Annotated in this window: 11 protein-coding genes; 4 read left to right on the forward strand and 7 right to left on the reverse strand. The window is 70.3% G+C overall.

Annotated elements, in window-relative coordinates; translation table 11 throughout:
* Nucleotides 1-52: 52 nt before the first annotated feature.
* Both ACSQ14_RS00480 and ACSQ14_RS00485 read right to left on the reverse strand, forming a co-directional pair.
* Nucleotides 53-1,744, reverse strand: coding sequence for a response regulator (locus ACSQ14_RS00480; RefSeq protein WP_436008635.1), 1,692 nt, complete (start codon nt 1,742-1,744; stop codon nt 53-55).
* Nucleotides 1,741-3,240 carry an ATPase domain-containing protein gene (locus tag ACSQ14_RS00485; RefSeq protein ID WP_436008637.1) on the reverse strand — a complete coding sequence of 500 codons (1,500 nt, stop codon included), beginning with the start codon at nt 3,238-3,240 and terminating at the stop codon, nt 1,741-1,743. The genes ACSQ14_RS00480 and ACSQ14_RS00485 overlap by 4 nt, the downstream gene beginning before the upstream one ends.
* Before the next feature lie 144 nt (nt 3,241-3,384).
* On the opposite strand from ACSQ14_RS00485, the gene ACSQ14_RS00490 reads away from it, so the two are divergent.
* Nucleotides 3,385-3,771 (forward strand): VOC family protein, encoded by a 387-nt coding sequence (locus ACSQ14_RS00490; RefSeq protein WP_436008639.1) that lies wholly within the window; start codon nt 3,385-3,387, stop codon nt 3,769-3,771.
* A 176-nt stretch (nt 3,772-3,947) separates the two neighbouring features.
* Here the strand turns inward: ACSQ14_RS00490 and mutS are convergent, their stop codons facing one another.
* On the reverse strand, nt 3,948-6,650 hold the full coding sequence (gene mutS / locus ACSQ14_RS00495; RefSeq protein ID WP_436008641.1) for a DNA mismatch repair protein MutS: 2,703 nt from the start codon (nt 6,648-6,650) through the stop codon (nt 3,948-3,950).
* A gap of 79 nt (nt 6,651-6,729) precedes the next feature.
* On the opposite strand from mutS, the gene ACSQ14_RS00500 reads away from it, so the two are divergent.
* Nucleotides 6,730-7,278, forward strand: coding sequence for an N-acetyltransferase family protein (locus ACSQ14_RS00500; protein ID WP_436008643.1), 549 nt, complete (start codon nt 6,730-6,732; stop codon nt 7,276-7,278).
* A gap of 145 nt (nt 7,279-7,423) precedes the next feature.
* Here ACSQ14_RS00500 and ACSQ14_RS00505 read toward each other — a convergent pair whose 3' ends face one another.
* Nucleotides 7,424-8,374, reverse strand: a complete 951-nt coding sequence (locus ACSQ14_RS00505; protein ID WP_436008645.1) for an ABC transporter ATP-binding protein — start codon at nt 8,372-8,374, stop codon at nt 7,424-7,426.
* Between the two features lie 120 nt (nt 8,375-8,494).
* On the opposite strand from ACSQ14_RS00505, the gene ACSQ14_RS00510 reads away from it, so the two are divergent.
* Nucleotides 8,495-8,770, forward strand: coding sequence for a zinc-finger domain-containing protein (locus tag ACSQ14_RS00510; RefSeq protein WP_436008647.1), 276 nt, complete (start codon nt 8,495-8,497; stop codon nt 8,768-8,770).
* A 148-nt stretch (nt 8,771-8,918) separates the two neighbouring features.
* On the opposite strand, the gene dnaN is transcribed toward ACSQ14_RS00510, so the two are convergent.
* From dnaN to hrcA, 3 genes are all read right to left on the reverse strand, one after another.
* Nucleotides 8,919-10,037: a DNA polymerase III subunit beta gene (gene dnaN, locus ACSQ14_RS00515; protein WP_436008652.1), complete on the reverse strand. Its 1,119-nt coding sequence runs from the start codon at nt 10,035-10,037 to the stop codon at nt 8,919-8,921.
* Nucleotides 10,038-10,307: 270 nt separating this feature from the next.
* A complete protein-coding gene (gene grpE, locus ACSQ14_RS00520) occupies nt 10,308-10,925 on the reverse strand; it encodes a nucleotide exchange factor GrpE (protein ID WP_436008654.1) in 618 nt (205 codons plus the stop codon).
* Between the two features lie 20 nt (nt 10,926-10,945).
* A complete protein-coding gene (gene hrcA, locus ACSQ14_RS00525; RefSeq protein ID WP_436008656.1) occupies nt 10,946-12,046 on the reverse strand; it encodes a heat-inducible transcriptional repressor HrcA in 1,101 nt (366 codons plus the stop codon).
* A gap of 75 nt (nt 12,047-12,121) precedes the next feature.
* Between hrcA and rph the strand changes: the two genes are divergently transcribed.
* A complete protein-coding gene (rph, locus tag ACSQ14_RS00530; protein ID WP_436008658.1) occupies nt 12,122-12,838 on the forward strand; it encodes a ribonuclease PH in 717 nt (238 codons plus the stop codon).
* Nucleotides 12,839-12,876 lie beyond the last annotated feature (38 nt).

Below are 12,876 nucleotides of genomic sequence, written 5' to 3' on the forward strand. Positions count from 1 at the left end.
AAGCCATATCTGCAAGGACTTCAGCGCACCGCAGGAGATTTGCTGAAACCGGTTAACGTTCCGGCGCATCAGGGCCGAGCGCCGCATAGACCTTGGCCGCCAATTCCTGCTGGCTGAACGGTTTGTGGAGGATTGCCTCGCGGCCGAGTTGCGGCAGCGCCTGAGCGTCCGCATAGCCCGTCACGAACAGTATCGGCAGCTGCGGGCGACGTGCACGCGCCTCGCGCGCCAGCTCGGCGCCGTTCATGCCCGGCATGGCGAAGTCGAGCAGCAACAGTTCGATGCCGTCGTGCAGGTCGAGGACCTCCAGGGCGGCGCCGCCGCTGCCGGCCTCGATGACTGCGTAGCCCAGGTCCAAAAGGAATCCGGCCGTGACTTCGCGCACCGCCTCGTCATCATCGACCACGAGGACCTTGTGATCCGTCAGTCCGAAGGGCGCGACCGCCCATGACCTGCGCTCCGCCCCAGTGGGCGCCGCATGGCTGCGCGGCAGATAGACCTGCACCGAGGCGCCCTGGCCCAGAACGCTTTCGATGCAGACGCCGCCGCCGGACTGTTTCGCCAGTCCGTAGACCTGGCTCAGGCCAAGGCCGGATCCCTTGCCGACCTCCTTGGTGGTGAAGAAGGGCTCGAAGACCTTGCTCAAAACCTCGGCCGACATGCCCTCACCGGTGTCGCGCACCTCGACCAGCACATATTCGCCGGCCGGGGGGTCCTCGGGGCGTTCGGGCGCGCCGCGCCGGACATTGGCGGTCCGCACCGTGAGCCGCCCACCGACCGCCATGGCGTCCCGTGCGTTGATGGCGAGGTTGAGAATGACCAACTCGATCTGCGTCGGGTCGATCATCGCCGGCCACAAGTCGGCCTGCAGCTCGGTCTCCAGCTGGACGCTGCCGCCCATGGTGCTGCGCAGGAGGTCGTGCATCCTCTGCACGGTCTCGTTCAGGTCGACCGAGCGAGGATCGAGCTTCTGACGACGGGAGAAGGCGAGCATCTGGGCCGTGAGCTGCGCCCCGCGTTCGGCCGCATCGACAATCAACGACAGTCGCCGCTGCTCAGCAGCGTCCCGCTCGCGCTTCTGCATCTGCCGGATGTTGCCGAGCACGACCATGAGCAGGTTGTTGAAGTCGTGGGCCACGCCGGAGGTCAGCTGGCCGACCGCCTCCAGCCGCTGCGCATGATGCAGGGCGGATTCCACGCGCTCCCGCTCGCTTATCTGGCTGGCCAGCTGGCGGTTGGCGCTTTCGAGTTCGGCGGTGCGTTCGGCGACCCGCCGCTCCAGCGACTCCTCGGCCGCCCGGATCGTCTCCAGCCGCTCGCGCGCCTCATATTGCCGGCGTCGGCCGCGCAGCGCCGCCTGCACCACGCTGACCAGCGTCGTCGGATGGAAGGGGCGCTCCAGGAAGCTCACATTGCCAAGCGCCTGAACCACCCGCCGGGCGCTGCCGTTTCGGTCGATCCCGGCGCCTCGTCCGGCCAGCAGAACCACCGGCAGGTCCGACCAAGGCGGCTGGTCCTCGATCCACTGCACCAGCCGGCCATACCCGAGGCCAAGCAGCGCCTCTTCGACGACAATGGCGACCCCGGCGCCGGCGTCGAGCTCGCCTACTAGGTCCTCCAGACCGCAGCACACCCTGGCCGACACGCCGGCTTCCGCGAGAATGGCCGAGGCGATCTGGCCATCGCGGCCATGCGGGGCGACGATGAGGGCCCGCTCGGTGAGGTTCCCGGCTTCCGAACTCACGCTGAGCGTTCGCCCATGAGGCCCGCCCCAGGACCGACGAAATTCGGAACCCCGCGAAGAATTCCCTGGAAGTCCTTGAGCGGCGGCCCGACGGCCAAGCCAGCGTCGCTGATCTCGTACTCTCGAATGGCCTTTTCATGCTGGCCCGAGCGCTTCTTGATCACCGACATCGCCCGGCGCACCTCCCCCAACGCCTCGAAGTAGCGCAGCAGCAGAACGGTGTCCGCGAGGTAGGTCACGTCGACAGGCGCCTTCATTTCGCCGACCAGGCCATGCTGGGCGACGGTCAGGAATGTGCTGGCCCCCCGGCGATTCAGGAACTGCAGCAGTTCGTGCATGTGAAGCAGCAGGAAGTGCTCTTCCGGCATCGCCGCTTGGTAGCCGTTCAGGCTGTCGACGATGATGGTCCGCACGTCGCTCTTCTCGACGCACTCGCGGACCCGGGCCGTGAACTCGCCGGGCGACAGTTCGGCCGCGTCGACCTGCTGCATCAGCAGCCGTTTTTCATCCACCAGGCGGTGAAGATCAAAGCCGAGTGGCCGCACCCGTTCGGTCAGCAGTCCGAGCTCCTCGTCGAAGATGAACATCGCCGCGCGCTCCCCACGCCCTATGGCGGCGAGCGCGAAATAGAGCGAGATCAACGATTTGCCGGTGCCGGCGGGGCCGAGGATCAGACAGCTTGAGCCGCGCTCGAGGCCACCCCCCAGAAGCGAGTCCAGGCCCGGGACGCCGCTGGCCAAGGGCGCGCGATCGAAGCTCGTCTTGTGCTCGCTGGAGATCAGGCGCGGATAGACTTCGAGCCCGCCGGTCTTGATCGTGAAGTCGTGGTAGCCGCCCCGGAACTTGCGGCCGCGGTACTTCACGATGCGGACACGCCGGCGTTCCGCACCGTACTCCGGCGCCAGCTCTTCCAAGCGGATGACGCCATGCGCCACGCTGTGCACCGTCTTGTCGAGCGCGTCGGTGGTCAGGTCGTCGAGCAGCAGGACGGTGGCCTCGTGCTTGGCGAAATAGTGCTTCAGGGCCAGCACCTGGCGCCGGTACCGCAGCGAGCTCTGCGCCAGCAGGCGGATCTCCGAAAGGCTGTCGATCACCACCCGCGTCGGCCGGGCGCGCTCGACCGCCGCGAAGATCATCCGCGTGGTCTCGCCAAGCTCGAGGTCGGATGAGTAGAGCAGGCTCTGCTGCTGGTCCTCATCGAGCAGGCTTTCCGGCGGCACCAGTTCGAACACCTCGACCCCTTCCAGGGCCCATCCGTGGGAACGCGCCGTATCGCGCAACTCGACCTCGGTCTCGGAGAGCGTGATGTACAGCGTCCGCTCACCCCGCTCGGCGCCGGCGCGCAGGAAGCTCAGCGCCGCCGTGGTCTTGCCCGTGCCGGGGCTCCCCTCCAGCAGAAAGACCCGGTGGCGCTCGAACCCGCCGGCGAGAATGTCGTCCAGACCAGGCACGCACGTCGAGGCGTCCGCATCGCGCCCCGTAAACTCAATCGTCATCCAGCAATCCCTGTGAGCCCGAACTTCTCGGCGCAAAGGCAGGCGGACCGGCCTTGGGACACGAGAAGCTTGTCCTTAACGCGCAGCTGCGCGTCCCGGCTCCCGGCGAGGTATGCTGGCGCGGACAGGCCTTCGGAGGCGCTCATGACCGTCGAACTGAACCACACCATCGTGCACGCCGCCGACCGCGAAGCCTCGGCGCGTTTCATGGTCGAGGTGTTCGGCCTGCCCGAGCCGGAGGTGTTCGGCCCGTTCCTGGTGGTCCGCACCGCCAACGGCGTCAGCCTCGACTACATCGACTGCCCGCCGCCGATCCCCAAGCAGCACTACGCCTTCCTGGTCTCCGAGGCCGAGTTCGACGCGATCTTCGGCCGGGTGAAGGATCGCGGGCTGACCTATTGGGCCGATCCGATGAAGGCCAAGCCGGGCGAGATCAACACCCACTTCGGCGGCCGCGGGGTCTATTTCGACGACCCCGCCGGGCACTTCCTGGAGATCATCACCAGGCCGTACGGGTCGGGGCCGCTGTAAGGGCCACAAACACCTGTCATCCCGGTTTCGGTGCGAAGCGCCGAAGACCGGGACCCAAGAACACTGGAAGCGGGGATTGGCTGGAGCGTAGCCGCCGCGATCAGTCCTGAACGCGCGGTGTTCTTGGATCCCGGACAGCCGCTGTGCGGCTTCCGGGATGACAGCGTTGGTGCGGGCTACAGCAGCCCCCTCAGCCGGTAGAGCGCGTCCATCGCCTCGCGCGGGCTCATGCCGTCGAGATCCAGGCCCTTCAGCGCCTCTTCGACCAGGCTCGGCCCGCTGGCCACCTCCTCGGCCGCCGCAGCGGCGGCGAACAGCGGCAGGTCTTCCAGGTGCGCCGGCGCGCCGGCCTCGCGCTCGAGCCGCTCGAGCACCGACTTGGCGCGGGCGACCACCGGCGGCGGCACCCCGGCCAGCTTGGCGACCTGCACGCCGTAGGAGCGGTCGGCGGGGCCGGGCCCGGCCTCGTGCAGGAAGATCAGGTCGCCGTTCCACTCCTTGGCTCGCAGGCTGAGGTTGGCGGCGAACGCCAGCCGGTCCTCGAGCACCGCCAGCTCGTGGTAGTGGGTGGCGAACAGCGCCCGGGCGCGGTTGGTCTCGTGCAGCGCCTCGGCGCAGGCCCAGGCGATCGCCAGGCCGTCGTAGGTGGCGGTGCCGCGGCCGATCTCGTCGAGGATCACCAGCGAGCGCGGCGTCGCCTGGGTCAGGATGGCGGCGGTCTCGACCATCTCCAGCATGAAGGTCGAGCGGCCGCGCGCCAGGTCGTCGCCGGCGCCGACGCGGCTGAACAGCCGGTCGACCACGCCGAGCCGCAGCCGCTTCGCCGGCACGAAGCAGCCGGCCTGGGCGAGCACCGCCAACAGCGCGTTCTGGCGCAGGAAGGTCGACTTACCGGCCATGTTCGGGCCGGTGACGATCGCCAGGCGGGGCCCGCTGGCCCCGGCCCCATCCAGCCGGCAGTCGTTCGGGGTGTAGGCGTCGCCGGCGCGGCGCACCGCGGCCTCGACCACCGGGTGGCGGGCCTGTTCGGCCTCGAAGGCGGTGGAGCGGTCGACCTCCGGGCGCACCGCGCCGGCGTCTTCGGCCCATTCGGCGAGGCCGGAGCCGACGTCGAGCCGGGCGGCGGCCTCGGCGGCGGCCTGCAGCGGCAGGGCGACCTCGACGGCAGCGCTGCGCCAAGCCTCGAAGGTCTCGACCTCGATGCCCAGCGCCCGGCCGGCGGCCTGGGCGATCTTGGCGTCCAGCTCGGCCAGCTCGACGGTGGTGAAGCGCACCTGGTTGGCCAGGGTCTGGCGGTGGATGAAGGTCGCGTTCAGCGGCGCGGTCATCAGCGGCTCGGCGGCCTTCGCCGTCGCCTCGACGAAATAGCCCAGCACCGCGTTGTGGCGGATCTTCAGGGCCACCCCGCTCTCGGCGACCAGCCGGGCCTCGAGCTGGGCGATCACCCGGCGGCTGTCGTCGCGCAGGGCGCGGGCCTGGTCGAGCTCGGGCCGCACGCCCTCGGCGACGAAGCCGCCGTCTCGGGCCAGCGCCGGCAGCTCGGCCGACAGGCCGCGCGCCAGCAGGTCGCGGAAGGCCAGCAGCTCCGGATGCAGGTCGAGGTGCAGCGCGCCGAGGCTGGCGGCGATCTCCGCCGGCGGCTCGACCAGCGGGTCGTGGGTCTGGGCGAACAGGCCGAGGATGCTTTCGGCCGCGCAGAGCCCGTCGCGCAGCGTGCCGAGGTCGCGCGGACCGCCTCGGCCGAGCGCAAGCCGCGAGAGCGCCCGGGCCATGTCGCCCACGCCCTTCAGCTGTTCGCGCAGGCGCTGACGCTGGACGCGGTGCTCGCAGAACCAGGCGACCGTGTCGAGCCGGGCGTCGATCGCCACGGGGTCGAGCAGCGGCCGCGCCAGGCGGGCGGCCAGCAGCCGCGCGCCAGGCGCGGTGACGGTGCGGTCGATGGCCGCCAGCAGCGAGCCGTCGCGCGCGCCGGAGGTCGACTTCTCGATTTCCAGGCTGGCGCGGGTCGCCGGGTCGATCGCCATCACGTCGGCTTCGCCGGCGCGGCGCGGGGCCGACAGCGCCGGCAGCTTGCCGGCCTGGGTGGTCTCCAGGTGGGCGGCGATCAGGCCAAGCGCGGCGATCTCCGCGCCGGACAGCTGGCCGAACCCGTCGAGGGTGTCGACGCCGTAGAGCCGCTTCAGCCGGGCTTCCGAGGCGGACGGCTCGGCCAGCGCCTGCGGCAGCGGCTGGACGAAGCCGCCGACGCTCTTCAGCGCGGCGTTGACCGCCTCGTCGGAGAACAGCCGGTCGGGCACCAGCACCTCGGACGGGCCGAGCGCCGCCAGCGCCGAGCCGAGCCCGCCGACGCTGGTCGCCAGGCACTCGACCTCGCCGGTGGAGAGTTCGACGCTGGCCACCGCCGCGGCCCCGGCGCGCACGGCGATCGCCGCCAGCCGGTTGGCCCCGCGGGCGTCCAGCAGGCCGTCCTCGGTCAGGGTGCCGGGGGTGACCACCCGCACCACCTCGCGCCGCACCACCGACTTGGAGCCGCGCTTCTTCGCCTCGGCCGGATCCTCCATCTGCTCGCAGAGGGCGACCTTGAAGCCGGCGCGGACCAGCTTGGCGAGGTAGGCCTCCATCGCGTGGGCCGGCACCCCGGCCATCGGGATAGGCTCGCCGCCGTGCTGGCCGCGGGCGGTCAGGGTGATGCCGAGCGCCGCGGCGGCCTTCTGGGCGTCCTCGAAGAACAGCTCGTAGAAGTCACCCATGCGGAAGAACACCAGGGCGTCCGGCTGACGGGCCTTGGCGTCGAAGAACTGGGCCATGACCGGCGAAGCGCCGGCGGCGGGCGTTACGCCGGGCGATTGGGCGTCAGCGGGGGTCGAGGGCGCATTCATGGGAAGGGTGAAGCTATCGTTAAGGGCGACTCGCGTCAGCCCCTTGAACCGCGGCCGTCGGGCGCCAAGCTGTGAGTAGATGTCGCAGCACCGTGGAGCGGCTTTCTCCTACCTGATCGTCCCGGCCGGCCCCGCCGACGCCGAGGCGCTGGCCCGCGTGCACGTGACGTCCTGGCGCGAAACCTACCGCGACCTGCTGCCGGAGGCGTTTCTCGCGCGGATGAGCGAGCCCGGCCATGCCCGCCGCTTCCGCCACGAGCTGACCCGGCCGGGGCCGCACGACGTGCTGCTGGCGGCGATCAACCCCTACGGCGTGTTCGGCTATGTCGCCGGCGGCCCGTCGCGCGCCGGCGTCGAGGGCGAGGCGGAGATCGCTACCCTCTACATTCTGCGCAGCGCACAGGGCCGCGGCGTCGGCCGCCGGCTGCTGACCGACGCGGCCCGGACGCTGGCGGCGCATGGCGCACGCTCGCTGATGATCTCGGTGCTGGCGGAGAACGCCCCCGCGCGCGGCTTCTACGAGCGGCTCGGCGGCGTGGCCGGTGAACCGCGGCACGAGGCGGGGTTCGGCGGCAAGGTCTGGGAGGTGACCTACCGCTGGCCGGAGATCGGGCGGTTGACGGGTTAGGCCTTAGAACACCGCTCATCCCGGCGAAGGCCGGGACCCAGATCGAAGACGCTGAGGGCATCGCACGAGCGCCGTTTCGGCTTGCGGATGACCGCTCAGGCTGAACCTGGGTCCCGGCCTTCGCCGGGATGAGCGGTGTTCGGGCCTACGCCGCCTCCGGCGGCGCCTCGCTGGTCAGGGCGACGAACACGTCCTCGAGGTCCGGGTCCTCGGTGGAGATGTCCTTGATGTGCAGGCCGGCGGCGCGGATCGCCGCCAGCACTTGTTCGACGCTGGACTGGCCGGTGCGGTAGCTGACCGAGAAGCCGCCCTGCTTGATCAGCCGGGTCTCGAAGCCCGGCAGCGCCGGGGCCAGCGTCATCGGCTCCTCCGGGGTCACCAGCACGTGGCGGGTGTCCATCCGCCTCAGCAGGGTCGGGGTCGGCTCGCAGGCCACCACCTGGCCGCGGTTGATGATGGCGATCTGGTCGCAGAGCTCCTGGGCCTCTTCCAGGTAGTGGGTGGTGAGCACGATGGTCACCCCCTTGCGGTTCAGCTCGACCACATAGCTCCACAGCTGGCGGCGCAGCTCGACGTCGACCCCGGCGGTCGGCTCGTCGAGGATCAGCACCGGCGGGTTGTGGACCATGGCTTTCGCGACCATCAGCCGCCGCTTCATGCCGCCGGACAGCTGGCGGACGTAGGCGTCGGCCTTGTCGGCGAGCCCGAGCGCGGTCAGCAGCTCCATGGTCCGCCGCTCCTTGGCCGGCACGGCGTACATGCCGGCGGCCACCTCCAGCGCCTCGCGCGGGGTGAAGAACGGGTCGGCGGCGATCTCCTGCGGCACGACGCCGAGCGCGGCGCGGGCGTCCCGGGGCCGGGTGTCGATGTCGCGGCCCCAGATCCGCACCTCGCCGGAAGTCTTCTTGGACAGCCCCGCGAGGATGTTGATGAAGGTCGACTTGCCGGCCCCGTTCGGCCCCAGCAGACCGAAGATCGAGCCGCGCGGGATGGTCAGGTCGACGCCGCGCAGGGCGTGCATCTGCGGCGTAGTCTTGGTCGCCGCATAGGTCTTGACGAGGCTGCGGGCCTCGATGGCGTGCTCAGGAAGGGTCATGACCTTGTTTCGGCGGCCTCTTTTTGCGCCGCGTCTCGATTGACGGAGAAAGGCGCGGTCGCATACCTAGGCGCGCGCCGCGGCCGCGCCAAGCGGGCCCGCGGCGGGAGAAGTGCACCGATGGCTCGCCGAGTTCGCAACAAGGCTGTGGAGACCCAGGTCCAGGTCGCGGTCCAGCCCGCGCCCGAGACCATCGAGGTGCGCTCGGGCCGCATCGCCTGCGACGGCGTCGGCGGCGCGCTGGGCCATCCGAGGGTCTGGCTGGAGATGGGCGAGGCCGCCTTCGTCGAGTGCCCCTACTGCGACCGCCGTTTCGTGCTGGCCACCGGCCTCACCGAAGGCCCCGAGGACGAGCGCCTGGCCCCCGGCGTCTACGAAGGCGCGCACGGGCACTAGCGCCCCAAAACCCGGTCATCCCCGCGCAAGCGGGGACCCGGGTGTTTTTCCCTGCTGACCTGAAGCTCGCGTGGCGCCGAAAGGCTCGACGAACCAAAAAGCCTGGGTCCCCGCTTACGCGGGGATGAGCGGCGTTAGTTGAGCTAACTCAGACCCGCAGCGGCATCAGGATGTACTGGACGTCGGCGTCGGCCGGATCGAGCACCAGCGCCGGGTCGTTCGGACCGCCGAAGCGCAGCTCGGCCATCTCGCCGGAGATCTGGTCGGTGATGTCCATCAGGTAGCGGGCGTTGAACGACAGCTCGAAGGAGTCGCCGTCGTAGTCGATCTCCAGCTCTTCGACGGCCTGACCGGCTTCCATGTTGCGGACGGTCAGCACCACCCGGCCGGCCTCGATCGCCATGCGCACCGAGCGGCTCTTTTCCGCCGAGATGGTGGCGACCCGGTCGACCGCCTTGGCGAACAGCTTGGCGTCGATGCGGACGATGCGGGTGTTGTCCTTCGGGATGACCCGGCTGTAGTCGGGGAAGTTGCCGTCGATCACCTTCGAGGTGAGCGCCGCGCCGTTCAGCTCGAAGCGGACCTTCTGCGCGCTGATCGCCAGCTCAACGCTCTCGCCGGCGTCGTCGAGCAGGCGACGGGCCTCGTTGATGGTCTTGCGCGGCACGATCACCCCCGGCGCGCCGGCCGAGCCCTCGGGGGCCGGCATTTCCGCCAGCGCCAGCCGGCTGCCGTCGGTGGCGACGGCGCGCAGCTTCTGCACCCCGTTGTCGCTGACGGTGTGGAGGTAGAGGCCGTTCAGATAGTAGCGGGTCTCTTCCGCCGAGATCGCGAAGCGGGTCTTGTCGATCAGCCGGATCAGGTCGTTGACGTCGACCGTCATGCGCTCGCCGAGGCCGTCGGCGGACATCACCGGGAAGTCGCCGGCCGGCAGCACCGGCAGGCTGAAGCGGGAGCGGCCGGCCTGCACCGTCAGGCGCGGGTCCTCGCCGGAGAAGGTCAGCGAGACGTCGGCCCCGTCGGGCAGCTTGCGGACGATCTCGTAAAGGGTGTGGGCCGGGGCGGTGATCTGGCCCGGCTGGTCGACCTGGGCGAAGGCCTCGTCGATGATCTCCAGGTCGAGGTCGGTCGCCGAGAAGGTCAGCCGGTCGCGCTCGGCCGACAGCAGCACATTCGACAGGATCGGGATGGTGTTGCGCCGCTCGACGGCGCTCTGCACGTGCCCCAGCGCCTTCAGAAGCGCCGCCCGTTCAATCGTCAGCTTCATGCCTTGGTCCCGCTCGCGCCTGCGCCGGCGCGAATCATGCGCTCGGCGCCCCCCGACTGGAGGGGACTTGCGACATTAGCCAAAAAAACGAGGCGGGGAAGAGGGGGTGATGAAGCAAAGGTTAACGCGGGTTCGGAGCCGCGAAATGCTCCCCCTGAGGGGGAGCTGTCCCGAAGGGACTGAGGGGGTTGAAGCCCGCCGGCTCGGCGGCTGAAACCCCCTCCGTCGGCCTGCGCCGACACCTCCCCCAGCGGGGGAGGAGCTTCAGCCTTAGGCGCGCGTGTCGACCGAGCCGCCGCCGGCGTCCTCGTCGTTGGCGGCGTAGGGGTTGGCGCCGCCCGCGGCGTCCGGCGCGGCGCCGGGGACCTTGGCGGCGACCACCACCATCGCCGGGCGCAGCAGCCGGCCGAGCAGCTCATAGCCGGCCTGCAGCACCTGGATCACGCCGCCCGGCGCCACGTCGCTGCCGGGTTGCTCCATCATCGCCTGGTGCTTGTGCGGGTCGAACTTTTCGCCCTTCGCCGGGTCGATCTTCTTCAGGCCGTTGCGCTCGAAGCCGCCCTGCAGCTCCTTCTCGGTCATCTCCACGCCGACGATGAAGTTCTTCACCGCCGGATCGTCGTGATCCGCCGGCACGTGCGCCAGCGCGCGGCCGAGGTTGTCGGCCACCCCCAGCAGGTCGCGGGCGAACTTCTGGATCGCGTAGGCGCGGGCGTCGTTCGCCTCGCGCTCGGCGCGGCGTTTGGTGTTCTCGGCCTCGGCGGCGTAGCGGAGCAGCTGCTCCTTCAGCGCCGCGTTCTCGGCGCGGAGCGCTTCGGAAGCGTCGCCTTGGGCGGCCTCGGAGGCCGGCGCCTGGTCTTCCGGCGCGGGCGTCTGGTCTTCGGACATGGGGTACGTGGCTCGCGAGTTTAAGCGTTCATCACCTGGCCAAGCACGCGGGCGGTGTAGTCCACCAACGGGATGATCCGGGCGTAGTTCAGGCGGGCGGGGCCGATCACGCCGATCGCCCCCAGCACCCGCTGCGAACCCGTCATATAGGGCGCCGCGATCACGGCGGAACCCGAAAGCGAGAAGAGTCTGGTCTCGGCGCCGATGAAGATGCGCACGCCCTCGCCGTCGCGGACCCCGTCCAGCAGCTGAATCAGCTGCTCTTTCTGCTCGAGATCGTCGAACAGCGAGCGGACCCGCTCGAGGTCCTCCAGGGCGTCGGGCGCCTCCAGCAGATTGGCCCGGCCGCGGACGATCAGCGCGCGATCCTCGCCGTCGCCGCCGCTCCAGGCGGCCAGCCCGTCCTCGACCAGCCGCGCGGCGGTGGTGTCGAGATCCTGCCGGGCGCGGTCCAATTCGCCGCGGAGGTCGACGCGGGCTTCGACCAGGGTGCGGCCGCGCAGCCGCGCGTTGAGGAAGTTCGACGCCTCCTGCAGAGCCGACGGCGTCACCCCGGCCGGCAGGCGGATCAGCCGGTTCTCCACCGTGCCGTCCTCGAACACCATGATCGCCAGGGTGCGCTCGACCCCGAGGGCGACGAACTCGACGTGTTTGACGCCCGCGTCGCGGGTCGGCGTGACGACGATCGCCGCGCCCCCGGCCAGGCCGGAGAGGATGGCGCTGGCCTCGTTCAGGGCGTCTTCGAAATTGCGGCCGTGGGCGCGCAGCCGCGCCTCGATCGAGCGCCGCTCCTCGGCGGCGACGTCGCCGACCTCCAGCAGGCCGTCGACGAACAGCCGCAGCCCCGCATGGGTCGGCAGGCGGCCGGCGCTGACGTGCGGGGCGCCCAGCAGGCCGAGCTGCGTCAGGTCCTGCATGGTGTTGCGGATCGAGGCCGGCGACAGCGACAGTCCGGTTTTCGACAGGGTGCGCGAACCGACGGGTTCGCCGGTGTCGAGGTAGCTCTCGACGATACGTCGAAAGATATCCCTGGCCCGTTCATCGAGCTCGGCCAACGAGGGCCCGCGGGCGAATATCGGCGTGTTCACGTCAGCTTGCGGCGTCGACCGGTGAGCGCCCATGGACTGGACCTGTTCGATCTAGGATAAGCGCGGCCTTCCAGCTTGCAAGACGCGTCGCACCTAAGGAGTTCCCGCATGCGCCCTTCCGAACGCACGGCCGACGCGCTGCGCGCCGTCACCCTCGAGGTCGGGGTCAACCGCTACGCCGAAGGTTCGTGCCTGGCGAGCTTCGGCCACACCAAGGTGCTGATCACCGCCAGCCTGGAAGAAGGCGTGCCGCCGTTCCTGCGCGGCCGCGGCCAGGGCTGGGTCACCGCCGAGTACGGCATGCTGCCGCGCGCGACCCACACCCGCGGCCGGCGTGAGGCGGCGCAGGGCAAGCAGTCCGGCCGCACCCAGGAGATCCAGCGCCTGATCGGCCGCTCGATGCGGGCGATCGTCGACCCGAAGGCGCTCGGCGAGCGGCAGATCACCATCGACTGCGACGTCATCCAGGCCGACGGCGGCACCCGCACCGCGGCGATCACCGGCGCCTGGGTCGCGCTGCGCCAGGCCACCCGCTACCTACTGGAGGAAGGGATCATCACCAAGGATCCGATCCTCGACCAGGTCGCGGCGATCAGCTGCGGGGTGTTCTCCGGCACGCCGGTGCTCGACCTCGACTACGAGGAAGACTCAAACGCCGAGGCCGACGCCAACTTTGTCCTGACCGGCAAGGGCGACATCGTCGAGATTCAGGCCACCGGCGAGAAGCGCGGCTTCAGCGAGGGCGAGTTCGAGGCGCTGTTCAGCCTGGCCCGCAAGGGCATCGGCGAGCTCTGCATCGCCCAGCGGGTCGCGACCGGCGGCTGAGGCCCTTCCACTGTCGTCATCACCCGGCTTGTCCGGGT

It is taken from the genome of Phenylobacterium sp. LjRoot219 (assembly GCF_964252995.1).
Classification (GTDB): Bacteria; Pseudomonadota; Alphaproteobacteria; order Caulobacterales; family Caulobacteraceae; genus Phenylobacterium.